Origin of the sequence: Rhodococcus sp. HNM0563 (assembly GCF_012726195.1) — a bacterium.
In the GTDB taxonomy this organism is placed as follows: domain Bacteria; phylum Actinomycetota; class Actinomycetes; order Mycobacteriales; family Mycobacteriaceae; genus Rhodococcus.
In genome coordinates, this window is record NZ_JAASAF010000002.1 from 656,704 (window position 1) to 678,911 (window position 22,208).

Annotated in this window: 21 protein-coding genes; 10 read left to right on the forward strand and 11 right to left on the reverse strand. The window is 64.3% G+C overall.

Translation table 11 applies throughout. From position 1 onward, the window contains the following. Positions 1-43 precede the first annotated feature (43 nt). The 6 genes from HCA61_RS06795 to HCA61_RS06820 form a co-directional block, all read right to left on the reverse strand. A complete protein-coding gene (locus tag HCA61_RS06795; RefSeq protein ID WP_169687383.1) occupies positions 44-946 on the reverse strand; it encodes an ABC transporter permease in 903 nt (300 codons plus the stop codon). Further along, complete coding sequence (locus HCA61_RS06800; protein WP_169687384.1) at positions 943-1,896, reverse strand: ABC transporter permease; 954 nt, start codon at positions 1,894-1,896, stop codon at positions 943-945. The genes HCA61_RS06795 and HCA61_RS06800 overlap by 4 nt, the downstream gene beginning before the upstream one ends. A 270-nt stretch (positions 1,897-2,166) precedes the next feature. Beyond that, on the reverse strand, positions 2,167-3,324 hold the full coding sequence (locus tag HCA61_RS06805; protein ID WP_169687385.1) for a beta-ketoacyl synthase N-terminal-like domain-containing protein: 1,158 nt from the start codon (positions 3,322-3,324) through the stop codon (positions 2,167-2,169). Beyond that, positions 3,321-4,520 (reverse strand): OB-fold domain-containing protein, encoded by a 1,200-nt coding sequence (locus tag HCA61_RS06810; RefSeq protein WP_169687386.1) that lies wholly within the window; start codon positions 4,518-4,520, stop codon positions 3,321-3,323. The genes HCA61_RS06805 and HCA61_RS06810 overlap by 4 nt, the downstream gene beginning before the upstream one ends. A 16-nt stretch (positions 4,521-4,536) precedes the next feature. Continuing rightward, positions 4,537-5,742 (reverse strand): CoA transferase, encoded by a 1,206-nt coding sequence (locus tag HCA61_RS06815; RefSeq protein WP_169687387.1) that lies wholly within the window; start codon positions 5,740-5,742, stop codon positions 4,537-4,539. After that, the gene (locus tag HCA61_RS06820; protein ID WP_169687388.1) at positions 5,739-7,238 is read right to left on the reverse strand and encodes an aldehyde dehydrogenase family protein; all 1,500 of its coding nucleotides are present in this window, start codon (positions 7,236-7,238) and stop codon (positions 5,739-5,741) included. The genes HCA61_RS06815 and HCA61_RS06820 overlap by 4 nt, the downstream gene beginning before the upstream one ends. Positions 7,239-7,456: 218 nt before the next feature. Between HCA61_RS06820 and HCA61_RS06825 the strand changes: the two genes are divergently transcribed. From HCA61_RS06825 to HCA61_RS06870, 10 genes are all read left to right on the forward strand, one after another. Then, positions 7,457-8,272, forward strand: a complete 816-nt coding sequence (locus tag HCA61_RS06825; protein WP_169687389.1) for a TauD/TfdA family dioxygenase — start codon at positions 7,457-7,459, stop codon at positions 8,270-8,272. After that, positions 8,269-8,973, forward strand: a complete 705-nt coding sequence (locus HCA61_RS06830) for an SDR family NAD(P)-dependent oxidoreductase (RefSeq protein ID WP_169687481.1) — start codon at positions 8,269-8,271, stop codon at positions 8,971-8,973. Before HCA61_RS06825 ends, HCA61_RS06830 begins: the two co-directional genes overlap by 4 nt. Before the next feature lie 105 nt (positions 8,974-9,078). After that, on the forward strand, positions 9,079-9,939 hold the full coding sequence (locus tag HCA61_RS06835) for a mycofactocin-coupled SDR family oxidoreductase (protein WP_169687390.1): 861 nt from the start codon (positions 9,079-9,081) through the stop codon (positions 9,937-9,939). A gap of 85 nt (positions 9,940-10,024) precedes the next feature. Continuing rightward, on the forward strand, positions 10,025-10,216 hold the full coding sequence (locus HCA61_RS06840) for a ferredoxin (protein ID WP_169687391.1): 192 nt from the start codon (positions 10,025-10,027) through the stop codon (positions 10,214-10,216). Positions 10,217-10,235: 19 nt separating this feature from the next. Beyond that, the gene (locus HCA61_RS06845) at positions 10,236-11,600 is read left to right on the forward strand and encodes a cytochrome P450 (protein ID WP_169687392.1); all 1,365 of its coding nucleotides are present in this window, start codon (positions 10,236-10,238) and stop codon (positions 11,598-11,600) included. Between the two features lie 129 nt (positions 11,601-11,729). Then, positions 11,730-13,391 (forward strand): OB-fold domain-containing protein, encoded by a 1,662-nt coding sequence (locus HCA61_RS06850; RefSeq protein ID WP_169687482.1) that lies wholly within the window; start codon positions 11,730-11,732, stop codon positions 13,389-13,391. Then, the gene (locus HCA61_RS06855; RefSeq protein ID WP_169687393.1) at positions 13,388-14,326 is read left to right on the forward strand and encodes an alpha/beta fold hydrolase; all 939 of its coding nucleotides are present in this window, start codon (positions 13,388-13,390) and stop codon (positions 14,324-14,326) included. The genes HCA61_RS06850 and HCA61_RS06855 overlap by 4 nt, the downstream gene beginning before the upstream one ends. Next, positions 14,326-15,141, forward strand: coding sequence for an NAD(P)-dependent oxidoreductase (locus tag HCA61_RS06860; protein ID WP_169687483.1), 816 nt, complete (start codon positions 14,326-14,328; stop codon positions 15,139-15,141). The genes HCA61_RS06855 and HCA61_RS06860 overlap by 1 nt, the downstream gene beginning before the upstream one ends. Beyond that, the gene (locus tag HCA61_RS06865) at positions 15,138-15,932 is read left to right on the forward strand and encodes an NAD(P)-dependent oxidoreductase (protein WP_169687394.1); all 795 of its coding nucleotides are present in this window, start codon (positions 15,138-15,140) and stop codon (positions 15,930-15,932) included. Before HCA61_RS06860 ends, HCA61_RS06865 begins: the two co-directional genes overlap by 4 nt. 132 nt (positions 15,933-16,064) lie before the next feature. Then, the gene (locus HCA61_RS06870) at positions 16,065-16,832 is read left to right on the forward strand and encodes an SDR family NAD(P)-dependent oxidoreductase (RefSeq protein ID WP_346777501.1); all 768 of its coding nucleotides are present in this window, start codon (positions 16,065-16,067) and stop codon (positions 16,830-16,832) included. Positions 16,833-16,913: 81 nt separating this feature from the next. On the opposite strand, the gene HCA61_RS06875 is transcribed toward HCA61_RS06870, so the two are convergent. The 5 genes from HCA61_RS06875 to HCA61_RS06895 are packed head-to-tail and all read right to left on the reverse strand — an operon-like array spanning position 16,914 to position 22,207. Continuing rightward, positions 16,914-17,867 carry an NAD(P)-dependent oxidoreductase gene (locus tag HCA61_RS06875; protein ID WP_169687395.1) on the reverse strand — a complete coding sequence of 318 codons (954 nt, stop codon included), beginning with the start codon at positions 17,865-17,867 and terminating at the stop codon, positions 16,914-16,916. Then, a complete protein-coding gene (locus HCA61_RS06880) occupies positions 17,864-18,310 on the reverse strand; it encodes a carboxymuconolactone decarboxylase family protein (RefSeq protein WP_169687396.1) in 447 nt (148 codons plus the stop codon). Before HCA61_RS06880 ends, HCA61_RS06875 begins: the two co-directional genes overlap by 4 nt. A gap of 43 nt (positions 18,311-18,353) precedes the next feature. Continuing rightward, positions 18,354-19,772 (reverse strand): aldehyde dehydrogenase family protein, encoded by a 1,419-nt coding sequence (locus HCA61_RS06885; protein ID WP_169687397.1) that lies wholly within the window; start codon positions 19,770-19,772, stop codon positions 18,354-18,356. Between the two features lie 25 nt (positions 19,773-19,797). Next, entirely contained in the window at positions 19,798-20,775 is a 978-nt protein-coding gene (locus HCA61_RS06890; RefSeq protein ID WP_240958972.1) for an aldo/keto reductase, read from the reverse strand. 22 nt (positions 20,776-20,797) lie between these two features. After that, entirely contained in the window at positions 20,798-22,207 is a 1,410-nt protein-coding gene (locus HCA61_RS06895) for an acyl-CoA reductase (protein WP_206039690.1), read from the reverse strand. Position 22,208 lies beyond the last annotated feature (1 nt).

Below are 22,208 nucleotides of genomic sequence, written 5' to 3' on the forward strand. Positions count from 1 at the left end.
TTTCATGTGCTTCAGGACTACGACCGGTGCGCGCTGAACGTGTTCAGTCGTGCAGCGTGCGGTCGTACTTCGTGCGGAGGTGATCGCCTACCTGGTTGAGGCCGAACACCGTGAGGAAAATGACGAGTGAGGGGACCATCACCAGGTGCGGGGAGGTGGACAGCGCGTCCTTGCCGTCGTTGATCATCCCGCCCCAGCTGGGCTGCGGCGGCGGAATACCGAGACCGAGGAAGCTCAGGGAGCCCTCGGCGACGATGAGTGCCGCCATCACGATGGGTAGGTAGGAGGCCAGGGGCGCAATCACGTTGGGCATGATCTCCCGGAACAGTATGCGGCCGTTCCCGGCTCCCATGTTCTTGGCGGCCCTTACGAATTCGCGCGAGGACCATGCGAGCGTGTTTGCGCGGGACAACCTGATGAACGATGGAACAGCCATCAATCCCAGGCCGAGCAACATGGTCGGCACGCTCGGGGTCAGGATCGAAGCAAGCGCGAGGAGCAGGATCAGCGGGGGGAACGCAAGCATGGCATCGGTGATCAGGGTGATCACGGAGTCGAGCTTCTTACCGAAGTAGCCCGAGATCAGGCCGAAGAAGGAGCCGATCACGAAGCCGGTCAATCCGGCGACGGCACCGATGACCAGCGAGACCTGCGCGCCGTAGATGATGCGCGAGAGCATCGATCGTCCGAGCGTGTCGGTTCCCATAAGCATGTCGAGGGATTCGAACGACGGTGGCTGGCGGGGCGATCCGATCGGGACATCGTACGGCGCGATGGGAAGCACGCCCGCGAGGATCGCCGCGCCGATGATGACCACCAGCCAGACGATGGACAGGTAGACCAGGATCGAACGCTGCTTCTTGACGGCCGGGACGTCGGGTAACGTCGCGGCGCTCTTTCCTGCGGAGACATCGTCCCCGCGCTTCTCGAGCGCGACCTGCGTCATGCTCCGACCACCTTCCTGACCCGCGGGTCGATGACTTGGTAGCTGAGGTCGACGAGGGTGTTGATACCGACGTACACGACCGCGATGAAGACGACGATCCCCTGAACCATGATTACGTCACGTGACGTGATCGACGAGGCAACCAGCTGGCCCAGCCCCGGTAGACCGAAGAGTGTTTCGACGATTACGGTGCCACCGATCAGGCGACCGAGGTTGATGCCTGCGACCGTGATGAGTGAGAACGACGAGGGTCGCAGCGCGTGCCGCATCATCACGTACCAGGACGGCATCCCCTTGGCTCTCGCCGAGGCCACGAAGTCTTCGCGAAGGGTGCCGATGAGGTCGGTTCGCAACAGCCGATGGAATGCGGCGATCTCCGTGAGCGCAATCGCGATCGCGGGGAGAATTGCACCGCGCAGGTTGTCGCCGAGACCTTCGCTGATTCGCGACCAGCCCATCACCGGGAAGATCTGCAGCTGGATAGCGAAGTAGTAGATCAGCACCGGGCCGGCGATGAAGGCAGGCACCGAGAGGAAGACGGCAGACAGGGCGTTGATACCGCGGTCGACCTTGCTACCCGGGCGCGATGCCGAGACGATACCCATCACGAGGGACACGAGCAGCGCGATGATCAGGCCCATGGCCGCGAGCTGCAGCGTGACGGGGAGGCGCTCGACGATTGCCTCGCTCACTGATTGGCCGGTGAGCGGAGAGGTTCCGAGATCGCCGCGGACGGCGTTGCCGAGCCAGTCGATGTACCGCACCCAGAAGGGTTCGTCCAGGCCGAGTTCGGAATTCATCTTCGCGACCGCTTCGGGGGTCGCGTTCTCGCCCAGGATGACCTGGGCAACCGATCCCGGTGCGAAACTGAGCAGGGCAACGACCGCAATCGTCACCAGCAGGACAACCAGGAGACTGCGCCCCACTCGTTTGGAAACCGTGGAAATCATCCGAACTCAACTTTCATCGCGATACAGGAATCGTGCCGCCCAGAACAAGAGACGAAGTACTTGTGACGGCTCCCACAGTAGGACCTTCTCGCGTCAACGGCAATATCAGTTCACATAAAAAAGAACCAATGTATTCAAATTACAGAACGGCAATCTTGCACCCCGGCAACAATTCATCGATCCGGGCAGATCGGGTATGACGAAAGGGCCCACAGTGCGACGAAAACCCGCGTCACACAATGCGTGTGCGCAGGTTTCCGTTGCAGGCCATCAGCCTCTTGCTGCCTCCAGAATCGTCACGGCCGCAACAGCCGTGGGACCCCCGACATTGTGTGCCAGCCCGATCCGAGCTCCGTCGACCTGGTTGGCTGCATCGCCACGCAGTTGCTCGAACAGCTCTACGCACTGGGCCACTCCGGTGGCGCCGGGCGGGTGCCCCTTGGTGTTGAGCCCCCCGCTTGGATTCACCGGCAGGGTTCCTCCGACACCCGCGCCGCCGGACTCGATGAGCTTGAACGCCTCGAACTTCTCGACGAAGCCGAGATCCTCGTAACTGATCAGCTCGATGCCCGTGAAGTAATCATGTACCTCCGCCACGTCGATGTCGGATGGAGTCATCCCGGCCATCGCAAACGCCTGCTTCGCCGCGCGCACTGTCGCAGGGAAAGAGGTCATGTCTCGCTTGTGCTGATGCATAACGGAATCGAGTCCGACGCCACTTCCACGTATCCAGACCGGACGATCGGTGAACCTGTCAACCACGTCCTCGGCGACAAGGACCACCGCGGCAGCACCATCACTCTGCGGTGCGCAGTCGTAGACCCCGAAGGGCGTGACGACGGTGTCCGCTGCGAGCGCCTCTTCGACCGTGAGCTCGAATCGTCGGCACGCCTTGGGATTGCTCATCGCATTGTGATGGTTCTTGACGGCCACCATCGCCATGTGTTCACGGGTCGTCGGCGATTCGTGCAGGTATCTGCGCACGTGCAACGCAAATCCCGCCTGTGCGAGCCCGAGTGGGTAGTCCCACGCCATGTCCCGGGACATGGCCTCCCACTCCCACAGCATCCCCTTCGACGCCGTTTCTCGGAGCTTGTCGGCTCCCACCACGAGAGCAACGTCGTAGGCTCCGGATGCGATGCCGAACATGGCATTTCGAATCGCGTCGTGCCCCGTGGCACACGAGTTCTCGACTCGGGTCACGGGGATGTCGCGTAGGCCCAGAGTGTCGGCGAGGATCCCCGATGGGAAGCCGTCGGTGGTACCCATCGAGCCGAACCAGGCGGCTTGCAGGTCCGAGAGATCGAGTCCTTTGTCGATGCTCGCCGCACACTCGGAGAACGCCATCGGCAGAAGGTCTCTGATGCCCAATGCGAAATGCTCCGCGAACGGCGTCATTCCCGCACCGACAATCGCTACGTTCCTCATGCCGCATCCTCCGTTCCTGTACCGACCGCACCCGCGGTGTCGGGCTCGAATGCATAGCCGTAGTCGGGCACACCCGAGCGGACGGCCACGCGCCTGAGCACCAGTCGGCCTCGGTCACCGATATCGACGGTGCCTGCCTCGACACCGGTGACCCGCACCAGCGCCCGCACACCCACGTCATCGAGTTCGACGATCACGAGTGTGTACGGCGTCTTCAGCCCGGGCACCGGGGCGTGCACGGTCACTTCGGTGTACACGGTGCCGGTGCGAGGAAGTTCGACGAAGGTGTAGTCCGTCTTCAATGTTCCATCGCCGTCCACCCGGTATCGGGGAGGGAAATCCAGTTCGTCGCTGTCGGAGAACTTCCCTGCCTCCCAGCGCACCTTCGCTTCGAAGGCCCGCTCGTAGGCGGCAAGGGAGATGGGGATGTCGCCGGTTGCGAGGTGGCCGGATTCAGGCAATGGCTGCGCGGTCGGCTCGCGGCGAAGGACCGAAGCCGAACCGTCCGCGACCGTGATCCCGGACAGACTCGCCTGCTCGATCCCTACCAGTGGGCCGACCGTCCCTGCTTCGGCCATGGCCGCCAACGCGAACAGACTGGCACTCGCGCCGGTCGTGGGAAGCTTCACCGGATCACCGGCGAGCAGTTCTGCGTCCTTGCGACCCACACCTGCCACGACCACGGGCGTGTCCACCCACGCCGTCGCGAGAGACGCGAGATAGCCGCGCTTCTTGAGCAGTCGCGGATCACCGTAGTCGTGTACGTCTCCAGAGCTGTTCCGTGTCCGAACCGGCAGGCTCCGCGAGACCCGCGCGGCGGTACGCACCTGCAATCCACGTTCTGCAGTGAGCGCAGCCGCCGCGCCGGCAGCGTCGATGTCGACCCCGATCACAAGCGTTCTGGGTCTCGCCGAACCGAGTGCGTCGAGAGTCGCGGGAGCCCCACCCAATCGCTCGATGACTTCGAGCTCCGGATCGAGCCCGAGCCCGGCGAGGAGCACCGCGGCATTGCTGCTCTCCGTGAGCGGCAGATCGCGGCTCACGAGCACGACGTACTCGACCGATCCTCCGGATTCGAGTGCGGCGCGACCTGCTTCGACAGCAAGCGTGATCGCGTCCTCGTCATCTCCCGGTACCCGAGAGTCGGAAGTACCCCAGCATGGCAGGTACGTACCGATCGAAGCGATGTATGGCATGGGGACTCCCGGTAGATCAGGTGACTGCGCCCGCTGTCTTGAGGGCGATGATCCGCTCCCAGTCGAGTCCGAGCTCGAGCAGGACTTCCTCTGTCTGAGCGGCGAATTCAGGTGCCGCTGCGGTGGTGGGTGCGGAGACGTCGAACTGGACGGGATTGCTGACCAGCTCGAGTTCACCCGCCTTCACGATGTACTCGTTCGCCCGGACCTGCGGGTCGCTCGCGACCTGCAGAGAGTCCTGCACGGGCGCCCACGGGCCGGAAAGACTTCCGAAACGCTCGGTCCACTCGGGGAGCGTGCGGGTGCGGATGGCCTCACGAAGGAGTTCGACGGCTTCGGCCGTGTGGGCGGCAATCTGTTCCGAATCGGCGAATCGGGGATCGTCGATCAACTCGGGACGCTCGATGAGGGTGCACACCTCGGCCCAGTACTTCATCGGCTGCAGCATCACGAACGACAGGAAGCGTCCGTCCGCAGTCTCGTACAACCCGGACAGAGGGTTGGTGACCGCGCCGTGTCCGCCGGGCACCGGAGCCACCATGTGATCGTTCATGTGCACCGACAACGCGATCCCATGCCCCATCGCCCACACGCCACTGCTGAGCAGCGACACGTCGACGATGGACGGCTCACCGGTACGTTCGCGCTTGAACAATGCCGCAGCAATTCCGCCCGCGAGGTTGGTACCGGAGATGGTGTCGCCGAAGGCAGGCCCCGGCGGAGTGATCATGCCTTCGGTCCCGGGCGGGGTGAGCGTCGCAGCGATTCCGCCTCGCGCCCAGAAGGCGGTCATGTCGTAGCCGCCCTTGTCGGACTCTTCGCCACGAGGACCGAGCGCGCTCCCGCGGGCGTAGATCACCTTCGGGTTCACGGCTCGAATATCGTCGACGTCGATACCGAACTTCGTCCGGGCCTGTGGGAGGAAACTCGTCAGGAACACGTCGCAGTTGCGCGCGAGGTCGTGGAGGAGTTCCTTGCCCTCGGGCGTACTCATATCCACGCCGATGCTGCGCTTTCCCCGATTCGCATGTTCGACATTCGGATTCGGATCGCCCTCGACGCGCATGTGGCCGATCTGGCGAAGGCCACGCTGCGGATCGCCGGTGACCGCGTGTTCGACTTTGATGACGTCGGCGCCCCACTCGGCGAGCACTGCACCCGCCGAGGGAACGAACCCGTACATCGCGACCTCGAGGATGCGGACCCCGTCCAGGGGCTTCATGCCTTCACCACGGCTGCGTAGGCCTTGGTCTCGAGGAACTCCTCCAAACCGTGCGCACTCATCTCGCGACCGATACCCGACTGCTTGTATCCGCCGAAGGGCATGTCGGGGGTGAAGTAGTTGCCGCCGTTGATGCTGAAGGTACCGGTGCGGATGCGACGTCCGATCGCGATGCCGCGCTCGTCGTCGGCGGTGAGCACACCGCCGGACAGTCCGTACTTCGAATCGTTGGCGATCCGGACGGCATCGTCGTCGCCATCGTGCGGAATCACCGCGAGAACAGGGCCGAACGCCTCTTCCTGGGCGATCTCGCTCGACGGGTCGACGTTGGCGAGAAGCGTCGGCTCGTAGAAGTAGCCGGGCTCGACGGCCTTGCCGCCGGTTGCCAGTGTGGCGCCGGCCTCGATCGCGCGCTGCACGAGTCCGTCGACCTTGTCGCGTTGCTTCGCGCTGATGAGCGGCCCCATGTACATCTTGGGGTTCGTCGGATCGCCGAACGGCACGTTGGCCATGAACCCCGCGACGCGCGCCACGATCTCGTCGTGCTTCTCGCGCGGCACGACAAGTCGGGTGGTCAACGCGCAACCCTGGCCGGCATGGGAGCAGATGCTGAAGGCGGCGAACTGCGCGACCATGTCGAGATCTGCGTCGTCGAGCACGATCAGAGCGGACTTGCCGCCGAGCTCGGTGAAGACCTTCTTCATCGTGGCCGCGGCAGCCGCCATGATCTGCGCACCGACCGGGGTGGAGCCGGTGAACGTGACGACGTCCACCTCCGGATGCGTGGTCATGACCTCGCCGACGGGGATACCCGACGACGACAGGACGTTGACCACGCCCGCTGGGATATCGGTGTGTTCCTTGATGATCTCGCCGAGGGCATTGGTGACGAGCGGGGTGTCGGGTGCGCCCTTGAGGACGACCGTGCAACCTGCGGCGAGTGCGGGTGCCAGCTTGGCCATCGCGAGCTGGACGGGGTAGTTGTACGCGGTGATCGCGGCAACGACACCGGCCGCTTCCTTGTCGATCCACCGGCGGTGCTGCTGTCCGCGGATCTCGATCTCACCGAGCGTCTCGGTCAACGGGTAGGTCCGCAGCAGGTCGGCGTAGTACTTGACGATCTCGATCGGCGCTTCGAGCTGATTGCCGTGAGTGAGCACGCGGGTGGCACCGACTTCGCCCATCAGCAGCTCGCGCAGCTCTTCCTTGTTGTCCTGCAGCGCCTGGTACAGCTGGTCCAGACAGTTGGCACGGAACTCGGCGTCGGTTGCCCAGGTGGTGGTATCGAATGCGCGGCGAGCAGCGGCGACCGCAGCTTCTGCTTCGTCCACTCCGGCGTCCGGAGCGTGACCGAACAGCTCACCGGTCGCAGGATTGTAGGACGGGAAGGTCTTGTCGAGCATGACCAGTTCGCCGTCGATGAGCAGGGGTTTCGTCACGCCCGTCGATGTAGCGCCGTCGACTACTGCAGTCGACCCGTTGTCCTGCGGTGACATTCCGTCTCCTCACACTGGTGGAAATATTATTCTCGCATCTGAGAATCAGAGATCTGTTGGACGCGACTGTACCAAGTCAACCGGCTCACGCCTACCCCAGAACGTGATTCACGCCACGGAAATGAACTAGGGTGCCGCCTGCAAGACCCGGACAAATCCGGTCTTGCAACCCTGAATCGAACGAGAGTATGGTTCTCGCATCCGGAAGGGAGATTCTTGTGATTGAGACAACAGCACTCAGTCCGTCGCTCGGTGTGGAAGTCACGGGCCTCGACAGCAGCAACATCAACGACGACACGGTCGCGGCCCAACTTCTCGAGGCACTCAAATGGCGGGGGGTGCTGCTCATCCGCGGCCTGAACCTCGACGACGAAGCACAGTTGGCCTTCAGTCGTCGGCTCGGGGAGGTCGTACAGCCTGCCCCGGGCCAGGAGATCTTCACCGTCTCACTGGATCCCGCGAAGACGCCGTCCGCTGACTATCTCAGGGGAACGTTCTGCTGGCACATCGACGACACCACCAACGACGTACCGGCGAAGGCCACGACACTCACGGCACGCCACGTGGCGATGGTCGGCGGCGGAACCGAATTCGCCAGCACCTACGCCGCATACGAGAATCTGCCCGACCACGAGAAGAAGCGTTACGAGGGCCTTCGGGTCGTCCATAGCTTCGAGGCCGCGCAACGCCTGGTGAATCCGGACCCGACAGACGAACAGATTGCGGGATGGCGCCGGCTGCCCGAACACGAGACCTCACTCGTATGGGACCGCCGCGACGGCCGGCGATCACTCGCGATCGGCGCAACGGCCGACCGCATCGTCGGCATGAGTCCAGAGGAGAGCCGCGAGCTCCTCGACGAGCTCCTCACGTGGACCACACAGGAACGCTTCACTTATTCGCACGAATGGGCCGTCGGCGACCTCGTCGTGTGGGAGAACACCGGCATGCTCCACCGTGCACTCCCGTACGACCCGTCCTCCGAGCGCCTCATGCGCCGCACCACGATCGTGGGAGATGAACCGTGGGCGTGAAAACAGCCGTCGTGACCGGCGGAAGCTCAGGAATCGGCAAGGCCATCGCAGAACGACTGCGCAAAGACGGCCATCAGGTCGCAGTCTTCGATCTCAACCCATCGGGTGGAGAGCTCGAGTACCAGGTCGACGTCTCCGATCCGGAGCAGGTCGCAGCAGCGTTCGCGCAGGTCCGCGAGGAGCTCGGTCCCGTGACGATTCTCGTCAACGGTGCCGGCCTCGAGCTGTACAAGCGATTCAAGAACATCGACTACGCCACCTGGCAGAAGGTCGTCGATGTCAATCTCGGCGGCGTGTTCCACTGCGTACAGGCCGCGCTCCCCGACATGATCGAAGCCGGCTGGGGACGCATCGTGAACATATCTTCCTCGAGCGCCCAGTCGGGCCAGCAGTTCATGTCCGCGTACGTGTCGGCCAAGGCCGCCGTCAACGGGCTCACGAAGTCGCTCGCACTCGAATACGGGCCCGAGGGAATCACCGTCAACGCGGTGCCGCCCGGATTCGTCGACACCCCGATGCTCCGGCGCTCCGAGAGCAAAGGTCTCCTCGGCGGCACCATCGAAGACCACATACAGCGCACACCGGTCCGTCGGGCCGGCCGGCCGGAGGACATCGCTGCAGCGTGTGCGTTCCTGATCTCGGAAGAAGCCGGTTACATCACCGGCCAGATCCTCGGCGTCAACGGCGGACGAAACACGTAAACCTCAGTACTTAAACGCAATACGTGGACACTGCGCAATACGTAGACACTGCCGGCCCACCACCGGGCCTATGAACACCACGAACTCGATCGAAAGGGACGAACAGTGGGGCGCGTACAAGGCAAGGTTGCATTCATCACCGGCGCGGCGCGGGGCCAGGGCCGCAGCCACGCAGTCAAGCTCGCATCCGAAGGCGCGGACATCATCGCCGTCGATCGGTGCGAGGACTTCTCGACCATCGGATACCCGATGGCGTCGCAGGAGGATCTCGACGAGACCGCTCGGCTCGTCGAGAAGGAAGGCCGTCGCATCGTGACGGTCAAGGCCGACGTCCGCGACGCCGCGCAGATGCGCGCAGCGGTCCAGCAGGGCATCGATGAGCTGGGCAAGATCGACATCGTCGTCGCACAGGCCGGTGTCGCAGGCATGAAGGGCGAGCCTCAGCGACAGGCGTGGGCCGACGTGGTCGATACCAACCTGGTCGGCACCATCAACGCCGTGCAGGCCGCGCTGCCGCACCTCGGTGACGGCGCATCGATCATCGCAACCGGTTCGACCGCCGCGCTCATGGATGTGTCGAAGGTCGACCAGCCGGGCAAGGACCTCGGCGGTGCCGCCTACGTGTTCTCGAAGCGCGCCCTGTCGCAGTACATCCACGACTTGGCCACCCATCTCGCACCTGCCGGTGTCCGTGCAAACGTGCTGCACCCCACCAACTGCAACACCGACATGCTGCAGAGTGAGCCGATGTATCGGTCGTTCCGTCCGGATCTCGAGCACCCGACCCGCGCGGATGCCGAGCCCGCTTTCGGCGTACAGCAGGCCATGCGCATTCCGTTCATCGAACCCGAAGACAGCAGCAACATGGTGCTCTTCCTCGCCTCCGACGAGTCCCGGTACGTCACCGGCATGCAGATGCGTGTGGACGGCGGCGGCTATCTCAAGTGGTACGACTACCACATCTGATGACGGGACCCCGCCCTCGGGCCGGGACCGACTCCCCGAAATGTACAGCCCATCAACAAATCCCCATTCGAACGGGAGGAACATCATGAAGGTGCGAGTCGACCCCGATCGCTGCCAGGGCCATACGCTGTGCGCAATGGCAGCACCGGATGTCTTCGAGCTGAGCGATATCGACGGCCACGCCACGGCCATCGACTCCGAAATCCCTGCAGATCTCGAGGAGAACGTGCGCGAGGCCGTGCGCTCGTGTCCTGAGCAAGCGATCACCATTCTCTGAATTTGCCGAGAGGACAGTCATGAGTGTCGACCCAGTTGCCGACGCAACCCACAGGTCCCCCAAATACGATTTCGATCGGCACGCCCCGGACTACCGGGATCGCTTCCTCGACGTCACCGAGGAAATGCAGTCGAAGTGCCCGATGGCGTGGTCCGACACCCACGGTGGCCATTGGGTCGCCGCGGGTAGCCGACAGGTCTTCGACCTCGCGCGGTCGGCCGACGTATCCAACGACCACGACCTCCACAACGAGCGCAAGGGTTACAAGGGCATCGCGATTCCGACCATGGAGCGCGCGTCCGGTGTGCGAGGCGGAATCCTGGAGATGGACGACCCTGAACACCACGAGTTCCGGGCCCTTCTCAACCCTTATCTCTCCCCCGCCGCTGTCGAGCGGTGGATCCCTTTCGTCGACGAGGTCGTTCGGGCAGCGATCGACGAGAAGATCGAGAGCGGGAAGATCGATTTCGTCGACGATCTCGCCAACGTCGTGCCTGCCGTCCTGACCCTGGCCATGATGGGCATTCCCATCGAGAAGTGGGTGATCTACAACGAGCCGGTGCACGCAGCCGTCTACACCCCGCCGGACTCCCCGGACATCCCGCGCATCGGTGAGATGCACCGCGCGATGGGCCTCGACCTGCTCATGAACCTCCTCGAGATCCGGGAGAATCCTCGCCCGGGCCTGATCAATGCGATTGCAGACGTCGAGGTTCTCGGCGAGAAGCCCAGCGACATGGAACTTCTGGGTATCCTCAGTCTCCTGATCGGCGGTGGATTCGACACGACCACCGCACTCACCGCTCATTCCCTCGAATGGCTGGGCCTCAACCCGGATGAGCGGACTCGCCTGAGTGAGGAGCGCGACACGCTCCTCAACCCCGCTACCGAGGAGTTCCTGCGCTACTTCACCCCGGCGCCGGGCGACGGGCGCACTTTCTCGGCCGACTACGAGCTCGACGGTGTCGAGTTCAAGGAAGGCGAACGACTGTGGCTGTCCTGGGCGATGGCCAACCGCGACCCTGAACTGTTCGACGACCCGAACAACATCGATCTCGAACGAAGGGGCAACCGCCACTTCAGCTTCGGACTCGGAATCCATCGGTGCGTCGGGTCGAACATGGCGCGTATGGTGTTCAAGAGGATGCTGCTCGCGGTTCTCGATCGTATGCCTGACTACAAGGTCGACGTCGAGAACACGGTGCACTACGACACCATCGGTGTGATCCAGGGTATGCGGCACCTGCCTGCAACGTTCACCCCCGGACCGCGTCTCGGCGACAACCTCGACGACACGCTGAAGAAGCTGCAGACGATCTGCGACGACCAGCGGCTCGCAGATCCGATCACGCGGAAGAAGGATTCGGCGAACATCGGTAATTGATCCGACAGCAACCGTTTTCGCCCCGGGGACGCCGCAGCTCGATGTGCAGCGGCGTCCCCGGCTCAGACAGTAAGGAACTCGACGCACGTGGCCGAGACAGCGGTGGTCGATCAGACCGGAGGCACACCCGTGGCGAAAGCCTCGGGACGTCCTCTCCCCCAACTCACCTCTTCGAACCGATTCTTCTGGACGGCAGGCACTGACGGTGTGCTGCGGATACAGGAATGTGAGTCGTGCTCGGCTCTCATCCATCCGCCACAGCCGGTCTGCCGGTACTGCAGGGAGCACCGGATGGGGGTTCGTGAGGTGTCGGGCTTCGCGACCCTCGCGGGGTTCACGGTCAATCATCGCTTCGCCGCTCCTGGCATGCCCGCACCGTATGTCGTCGCGCAGGTTGCGATCGAGGAAGATCCGCGGGTGCGGCTGACGACCAACATCGTCGAGTGCGATCCCGAAACTCTCGAACTCGGTATGCGCATGGAGGTCGTGTTCCAGCAGGACGCGGATGTGTGGCTTCCGCTCTTCCGACCTGCACAAGAGCAGGGGGAGCTTTCGCCGCTCCCGCAGGAGGAGATCGAGCCGGACCAGTTCCGGTTCCACGTCCGCCCTCCGGCCACACAGGACAAGTACGAGGACAAGGTCGCGCTCACCGGTATCGGCATGTCCGATATCGGTCGGCGGCTGATGCGGTCGCCCATCGATCTGACCATCGAGGCGTGTGAACGAGCGGTCGCCGATGCCGGTCTGACCATGGATGACATCGACGGCATCGCCAGCTACCCCGGTGGAGGAAACGTCGGGGGCTTCGGCGAAGGCGGCATCACGCAGGTCGAAGCGGCGCTCGGCTTGCGCCCTACCTGGCACAACGGCGGTATCGAGACATTCGGCCCCGGCGGATCGGTGATCGCCGCGATGATCGCGGTCGCCAGTGGAGCCGCACGGCATGTGCTGTGTTACCGCACGCTGTGGGAGGCGACGTACGCCGAACTGATGAAGCGCGGGGAGATCGCACCCCCGTCCGGTGGGCGCACCCCGAACTGGTTCATGCCGTTCGGTGCCACATCTGCTGCCCATACCCTCGCGCAGAACGCGCAGCGGCATTTCCATCGCTACGGAACCGACCGCGAAACACTCGGGTGGATCGCGCTCAACCAACGCGCCAACGCCGCGCTGAACCCCACCGCGATCTACCGCGACCCGATGACGATGGACGACTACATGTCGGCCCGTCCGATCACCACGCCGTTCGGCCTTTACGACTGCGACGTCCCGTGCGATGGTTCGATCGCGGTCATCGTCTCGGCCATCGACGCCGCGCATGATCTCCCGAAGACTCCGGTACTCGTCGAGGCCGTCGGCACCCAGATCATCGAACGAATGGACTGGGATCAGAGCACGCTGACCCACGAGCCTCATTCGCTCGGGCCGTCTGCCCACATGTGGTCGCGCACCTCGATGAAGCCCGAGGATGTCGACGTGGCCGAGCTCTACGACGGCTTCAGCTTCAACTGCCTGTCGTGGCTCGAAGGGCTCGGATTCTGCGGTATCGGCGAAGCCAAGGACTTCCTCGCAGGCGGTAAGAACATCGCCCGCGACGGAATCCTCCCTCTCAACACGCACGGTGGCCAGCTGTCACACGGCCGCACACACGGCATGGGACTGATTCACGAGGCCGTGACCCAACTACGTGGCGAAGCCGGTGCGCGGCAGGTTGCCGGTGCGCGCGTCGCTGTAGCCGCGACCGGCGGACTCTCCCCCGGCGGCGCGATGCTTCTGCGGACCGACTCATGACTTTCGCATCCCCACAGTCCTCACCGATCGAGGAGGCCGGTGTCGGCGGCGCGTGGAGTTCCTCACCCGTCTCCCGCGTCGTCGATATCGAGGGCATTCCGATCTCCGGACTGCTCCTCGAGGCCCCCGAACCGCGGGCGGTGATCGTTGCCCTTCACGGAGGTGCCTCATTTTCCGCCTACTGGGATTGCCCCGGTCACCCCGAACTGTCGATGATGCGCTCCGCCGCGCTGCACGGATACACGGTGCTCGCGCTCGACCGTCCGGGCTACGGCACGTCCAGACCGTTCGCCGATGAACTGCGCGACTCGCAGCGCCGGGCCGACCTCGCCTACGCCGCGGTGGACGCCGTTCTCGGCTCGGGTGCCTGTCAGAGCGGACTGTTCCTGTGGGGCCACTCGGTCGGTAGCGAACTGGCGGTTCGGATGGCTACAGACGACCACGGCCACGTCCTTCTCGGCCTCGCAATTTCCGGCACCGGCCGCGAGCACCACGCACTGGCGGCCGGGATCCTCGGCACGCGCGAGCGCTACGCTCAGGCAAAAGGTGTGGGCGAACTGATCTGGACTCCGGCCGAAGGCCTCTATCCACCCGACGTAATGGGCGGATCGGCAATCTCTTCTCGCACACCGGATTACGAGGCCGATGTCACCGCGATCTGGCCCACGGAAACTTTTCCTTCGCTGGCAGCGCGAGTGCGTGTCCCCGTCCACTACACCGCGGCCGAGCACGAGCGTGTGTGGCGCAGCGACCCGGAAGCCATCGACGACGTCGCCTCGATGTTCACCGCATCCCCCCGGGTCGTCACCGCCCGGATTGCCAGGGGCGGACACAACCTCAGCATCTGCAATGCCGCACCGGAATACCACCGGACGGTCATGAACTTCATCGATGACTGCCTCGCTCAGCGGGGCCACCAGGGTAAGGACACATGATGCGCGTCGGATTCATCGGACTCGGTAGTCAGGGCGGCCCCATGGCGCGCCGCATCGTCGAAGCCGGCTACGAAGTGACATTGTGGGCCCGCAGGAAAGAGTCGCTGGAGCCCTACGCCGATACAGCTGCAAGATACGCCGACACTCCGGCGCAACTCGCTCGGGCCAGCGACCTCGTGTGCCTGTGTGTGGTGAGCGACGACGACGTCCGCGCCGTGATCACCGGTGAGAACGGGATCCTCGAAGGGCTCCGCGAAGGCGGGATCATCGCGATCCACAGCACCATCCATCCCGATACCTGCAAAGAACTCGCCGAGGTTGCCCGCGCGCAGGGTGTGTCGATCATCGACGCCCCGGTCAGCGGCGGCGGCATGGGCGCGGCCGCAGGCACGCTTCTCGTCATGCTCGGTGGCGACGAGAAGACCGTCGAGTCGGCACGGCCGGTGTTCGAGACGTACGGCAACCCCGTCGTCCATCTCGGCGACCTGGGTGCCGGGCAGGTCGCGAAGCTCCTCAACAACCTGCTTTTCACCGCAAATCTGTCGACTGCCGCAAGCACGCTCGACCTCGGCAAAGCGCTCGGCGTCGACCCGGCCAAGCTCGGTGAGGTCGTCTCACACGGCACAGCGAACAGTTTCGCCCTCGGCCGTGTCGTCTCCGCCGGCGGCCTCGAACGGATCGCAGGTCATGCCGGCGAGCTCCTGCGCAAGGACGTCACCCTCGTTGCAAGTCTCGCCGACAATGCCGGAGCGTCCGCGGGAGTGTCCCTGAGCACTGCCGACGCCACGCTCGACATGATGGGGTACCGACGATGAGCCGGGTCGGGTTCGTCGGCGCGGGCCGCATGGGCATGCCCATGGTCGAGCGTCTTCTCGGTGCAGGACACGATGTTCGGGTGCTCGGTCGGTCTGTCGAGTCGCGCGCCGCGATCGAAGCTGCCGGGGCGAAGGCGGTAGCCGACGTCTCCGAGGTCGGCATCGACGTCGATCTCGTGACGGTGTGTGTCTTCACGGACGCGCAAGTCCGTGAGGTCTGCTTCGAACGCGGCCTCCTGAAGGCGATGCCGCGGGGATCAGCCCTCGTGGTTCACACCACCATCAGCCCGAAGACGATCGAAGATCTTGTCTCGGTGGCCGAACCGCTGGGAATCGATGTCGTCGATGCGGCGGTGAGCGGAGGGCCGCACAATATCGCGGCGGGAAACCTCGCGCTCTTCGTCGGCGGCACCGAGGAAGCTGTCGGACGCATCGAACCCGCGCTGAAGAGCTACGGAACTCCGCTCCTCCATGTCGGCGGGAGCGGAAGCGGCCTTCGTGTCAAGCTCGTGAACAACGCGCTGTTCGCCGCGCAGATCGGGCTTCTGGCAGAGGCCGAAGCGCTCGGACGGCAACTCGGTGTCGCGCCGGAGACGTTGTTCGAGGCTCTTCCACACGGCAGTTCGGCGTGCAAGATCATGGGCAACGTCGCGATGCGGGGCTCAGTCGAAGCGTTCCGCAGCTCGGTCGGTGAATTCATTTCGAAGGATGTATCGGTGGTGCGCAACACTGTCGCCGAACTCGGCGCCGACCTCGGTGTGTTGGACACCGCGATCGACGCGCGAGCTTGACCGGCCGGTCTCGCGAATATCGCTTCCCATCACAATGTCTCGACATCATGTCGGTCTCGACGGCGTCGCCGAGGTCGGATAACCTGGATTTCAGAATGTCATTCCTGGTTCCAGAATCGTGATTCTTGAGAGGTGCTTGTGGAAGGTCTGAAGAACAAATCCATCCTGATCGCCGGGGCAGCAACCGGTCTCGGCGCCGATTCGGCAACGCGCCTGGCCCGCGAAGGAGCGCGGGTCGTCGTCGGCGACATCAACCTGCAAGGGGCACAGCGCACTGCTGAGGCGATCACCGCAAGCGGTGGCACCGCGATCGCCGTGCACGTGGACATCTCCGACGACACATCCGTGCAGGCTCTCGTCGCAGCGACCGTCGACGCATACGGCGGACTCGACGCGGTTCATATCAACGCGGGCGATATGGGGTCGGTCAGCAAGGACAGCGACGTCGTCGACATCGACCTCGAGGTCTGGGACCGCACCGTGGCCGTGAATCTGCGCGGCCATATGCTCGTCACTCGCCACAGCGTCCCGAAACTGCTCGACAGTGGCGGTGGAGCGATCGTCTACACGTCGTCGATCGCCTCGTTCACCGGAGAAGCGCACCGTCCTGCATATTCGGCCACCAAGGCAGGCATCAATGCCCTCGCTCGGCACGTGGCCTCACGATGGGGAAAAGAAGGTATCCGGGCCAACGCGATCACACCCGGGCTGATCGTGACACCCGAGATCCGCGAGGGCGCACCCGCCGAGATCCTCGAATCGGGAATGGCCCGCAACCGCACTACGCGCCACGGCGAGCCTCGGGACGTCTCGAGCATGGTGGCCTACCTGATGTCCGACGAAGGTTCGTGGATCACCGGACAGGTGGTCAATGTCGACGGTGGAACCGTGCTGCGCTGACACAGTCGCGCATGCTCGACCGGAAAAGCCTCGCTCCGTGGGGAGCGAGGCTTCTTCGATCAGCGGTCGTTCAGTGTTCGTTCACCGGCCGGCCGGGTCCGCCAGCGACACCCGGTGGTATTCCTCCAGATACCGCACCACATCCGTTTGGTCTGCGGCCGGGTCGAGTCCGTCGACCGCCGCGTTCCACAACCGGCCCACCGCCTCCCCGAGGAGTGGTGAGATCTCCTGATCGTGCGCGAGATCGAGGGCGATCCCGATGTCTTTGCGCATCAGACGCGCAGCGAAACCGGAGTCGAAGGTCCGCGACAACACGAACTTCTCGTACTTCGCTTCGGTTGCCTGATTGCGCCCGCTGCTCGCGTTGATCACGCCCAGCAGCGTGGCGGGCTCGATACCGAACTTGCGTCCGACGAGCAGAGCCTCGGCGGCGATGAGCATGTTGTTGGCGGCCATCAGGTTGTTGAGAGCCTTTGCTGCATGGCCGGATCCGACGGGGCCGACATGGATGATGTCGCTGCCCGTTGCCTTCAGCAGCGGAATCACCGCTTCGACCGCCGCGACATCGCCGCCGACCATCACGGCGAGCGCGGCCTGCTCGGCACGCGCAACCCCACCGCTGACCGGCGCATCGACAACCGAAATGCCCTTTACTGCGGCGGCTTCGGCAAGTGCCTGCGTGCGGGTGGGGATGCTCGATCCCATATCGACGATCGTGCTTCCCGGCCGCAGATGCGCCAGCAATCCGTCCTCCGAGAGCACGACGCTGTCGACGATGTCGCTGGTCGGGAGCACCAGAACCACGACATCGCAGGCTGCGAAATCCGCGAAGCCCGCGGCACCGCCGACACCGGCGTGGTCGTCGAGGAATCGGCCCTGGGACGCCGAATCGGCGTCGAACACCACCGTGGCCTGTCCGCTGGCAACGAAATTCTGTGCGATGGGCCGCCCCATCGCACCGAGCCCGATGTGGCCGACCACCTTGCCGGGCAGCGGCACCACCGAAGTCGATGTGGTCTGCGCGCCGGCGGTCATGCGTTGTCTCCGGCAGCGCGCGGGCCGAGCTCGGCGACCAGCACGTCCTGCACTACCCGCATCGCCGAAATACCGGCGGGGCAACCCACATACGCGGTCGCGTGGACAACGGTCTCGGTGATCTCCTCGCGGGTCAGGCCGTTGCCGAGCCCGGCGCGCACATGCGTCGCGAGTTCCTGGAGGTGGCCGAGCGCGATGAGAATGCTGATCGTCGAAAGAGATCGGTCGCGGCGTTCGAGCCCCTCACGCGTCCACACACCGCCCCAGACGAATTCGCTGACATACTCCTGTAGCGACTCCCCGTCGGAACCCGCGTTGCGTTCGAGGGCTGCATCGACATAAGAGTCGCCGAGCACTTCCCTGCGAACCGCGAGTCCGGCATCGAAGAGGGCGCGGTGCGCGTCGTCGACGGACGCTCCGCTCACCGCTGAGTCCTGGGTCATCAAAAGTTCCTTCCGAAAATGGCCGGCAGCATCGAGTGCGTGTTCAGAGCTTGACGGTCACGCATTTGACCTGTCCGTAGTGGTGCAGCGCTTCGACGCCCTTCTCGCGCCCGTAGCCGCTGTTCTTCCACCCACCGAACGGGGTCTGCACCGATGCCGTCGACCAGGTGTTGACGAAAACCTGGCCGGTGCGCAATCGGTCGCTGACCGCGAGCGCCCTGGATACGGTTCTTGTCCACACACCGGCGATCAAACCGTACTCCGAGTCGTCCGCGATCGCGACTGCATCATCGTCGGTGTCGAACGGGATCACCACGACGACGGGACCGAAGATCTCTTCCCGCGCAATGCGCATCGTGTTGTCCACCCCGGTGTACACGGTGGGATCGACGTAGAAGCCGCCGGTCTTCTCGGAGAGCGCCGAGATGGTACCGCCCGTCTCCGCCCGTACGCCCTCCGATTCGGCGACCTTGAAGTAGTCCTGGACGCGTCCGAACTGCTCGCGGGTGATGATGGGCCCCATATCGCGTCCCACCTGGATCGCAGAGACGGCCTCGACCAGTCGACGCACCACCTCGTCGTGCACGTCGCGCTGCACGAGCAATCGGGTGCCCGCAGAACATACCTGCCCGGCATTCCCGGTGAACGCCGCCAGCGCTCCGGCAACGGCGGCATCGAGATCGGCGTCGGCGAAGATGATGTTCGCCGATTTGCCGCCCAGCTCGAGAGTGACCGGAACGATCCGTTCCGCTGCGATCCCCGCAACTGCCCGCCCGGTGGGCACCGAGCCGGTGAATGCAACCTTCGCGACCATCGGGTGCTGTGCCAGCGCGGCCCCCGCATCGCGCCCGTTTCCCAGCACGATGTTGATCACTCCATCGGGCAGCCCGACTTCCGTGGCGAGTTGCGCAAGCCGCACGCTGGTTGCCGACGTGTTCTCGGACGGCTTGAGCACCACCGTGTTACCCGCAGCGAGCGCGGGCGCACACGCTCGCGACGCCTGGTTGAGCGGCACATTCCACGGCGTGATTACGCCGATGACGCCGTACGGCTCACGTTTGGTGAACACGTGCTGATCCGGTGCCACGTCGATGGTTTCGCCGACAGGAATCCCGACCAATCCACCGTAGAACTCGAAATACACGGCGGAGTTCTCGATCTCGCCGAGCGCAACGGCGACCGGTTTGCCGGTCTCGCTGACCTCGAGCTCTGCGAGTTCCGACTTGTTCGCCCGGATCGCCCGACCGAGATCGGTGATCAGGCGACCACGTGCCAGTGCCGGGATGCTCAGCCATTCCGATGTCGCCCTCGACGCAGCGCGCACTGCTGCATCGATGTCGTCGCTGTCGCCGTCCGCGATCTGTCGCACTGTGCGACCGGTCGCGGGATCGGTCACCGGCAAGTATCCACCGCCGTGTGGTGCGGCGGCAGATCCGTCGATCCAGTGTTCGAGGGTCTCCATCGTGTTTGCCTTCCTCGGTCGCGGGCTACCCGTGGGCCGGAGCCCGAAGAGCATCCGGTGTGAACATCGCCCGGCGCTCGTGCAGGAACTCGTGCGGATAGCCGAGGCGAATCTTCGATGCCTCGTCGAGTCGCGCCAAGTGAGAGTCATCGAGTTCGACGTCCGATGCCGCCAAATTGTCGTTGATCTGGTCGACGGTACGTGCACCGATCGACAGCATAAGCCCTTGGCTGCGAACCCATGCGAGCGCGACCCGCGCGGGTGAGACACCGAGTTCGCCGGCGACCTCCCGCGTGACGGTGAGGATGCGCTGCACGGGCGCGGGCAACTTCGCGAAGGCCTCCTCCGACATGGGTCGAGCGAGGGTTCCGCGGCCGAGTGGACTCCATGCAGAGACCTCGATCCCCAGTGCCCGCGCCATCGGAAGGAGTTCGCGCTCAGCAGTGCGCGCAGTGAGCGCGTACTCGACCTGCATCGTGCAGAAGGAGTTCCATCCACGTAGTTCGGCGATGGCAACGGACTGCGACACCACCCAGGCCGGCGTGTTCGACACCCCGATCGCGAGCACCTTTCCCGACCGCACCAGGTCATCGAGAGCTCGCAGGGTCTCGTCCACGGGGGTGCACTGATCCCACGCATGGACCCACAGCAGATCGATGTAATCGGTGCCCAGTCGCCGAAGGCTCGTCTCGACGCTGCGGCGCAGGCTCTTCCGGTGGTTTCCGCCGGTATTGGGATCCGCGGAGTCGGTGGGGAAGGAGTACTTGGTGCTCACGACGATCGAGTCGCGTTCCGGTGCCACGAGCCGCCCGAGGATCTCCTCGCTCGACCCGTTCGTGTAGTTGTTCGCGGTGTCGACGAAGTTGCCGCCCGCTTCCCGGTAGGTCTCGTAGATCTTCCGGCTGGTCGATTCGTCGGTACCGAATCCCCATTCCGTACCGAACGTCATGGTGCCGAGACACAGGTCGCTCACTCGGATACCGGACCGCCCGAGAACACGCATGGGTATTCCGCTTCGATTCTGCTCAGGCATCGTCATCAGCCACCCAGTTCACCATGCGGTGCAGCGGGTACATGCCGTCGTGGGGGTTGCCCATCGTGCCGCGCAATGCACCGCCGAGCTTGACGAGGCGCTGTACGCCGGCGGTGGCGAGATGATCGCGGATCTCGGCCTTGCGGTGAGGTGGGTACACACCGACCGTCTGCGTCGCGACGGTCGCGTACGACGCAGCATCGCGGAGCTGCGCGATCGGAATGACATTGACTGTCTTGAAATTGGGATGGAAGTCGACCATCTCGGGAGAGCGGACGACGAGCCCGGTTCCGTCGAACTTGCCCCACACCCGGTAGTCGGGTTCGAGGTAGCGCATTCCTTCCACTGCTTCGCGGATGTCTGCATCCGGCTTCGGGCCCACTGCGGAGGCGAAATCCCGGTCGACGCCGAGACGCTCGTGCAGCAGTGCGCAGAATCGGTCGACCTGGTCGACATCGCCTTCCACACAGATGTGACGCGCTGCGAGGCATGCGTCCTGGTTGAAGATCGTGGCGTCGGCCGCCGCGAGTTCGGCGACCTCCCGCAGCGTCTCCTCCGACTCGAATGCTTCTCTGCCGATGACTGCCATCGAGACCTTGGGGTCGAACGAGATCAGGCTGAAGCCCGGCCCCGCATACTTCGCGGCGTTCTCGATCGCGGCGCCGCCGCCCCACGCAACGAGCTTGTCGAAGTACTGCGAGCGATACAGCACACCTTCGACCGATTCGTCGCCGCCGCGCCAGTAGACTGCGGAGATCGATTTCAGCACCGGATGATCGGGCGCGATGTCCGACATCGTCCGCAGTACCGCGACCGTGGTGAACGGATCGGCCGACGGCATCTTGAACACGTTGACGGCCTTGAGGAGTGCAGCATCAGCGATCGACGTCATGGCAGCGCTCGGTGAGTTGCCCGCGAGCATGTGGACCAATCGCGGCGGGAACGCGCGGATCTTGCTGACGTTGCCGTTGGGGTCGGTGTTCTCGACCCAGCCGTCGAGTACATCGAGACTTCCGAAGGTGCGCTCGAGGCGGAACTCGAGAGCCTCCTTCGTCAGGAACTGTCCCGGTCGACGGAACGTGTTCTCGATGATCCGGCGAGGCAACGCGCTGACCTGCAGCGTCATCTCGAGAGATTCCTGAAGATAGGGGTTCTTCTCCAGGGACAGCTGCCCGGCGGTCTCGACGAGGAAGTCGATGATCTCCGAGACCGGGACGTCGAAGGCGGGTCCCGGCTCGGTGCGCGGGACGAACAGCTCGTTGTACTCGATCTTGGGAGTCACGAAGGGGACTCCGAAATCGCGCGAGAGATACTCGTTGTCCTCGCCCCAGATCAACTTCCCGCGGACGAAATGCGGTACCTGGATCTTGGTGCGGGTGGGGGCAGGCGCAGTCGTGGTCATG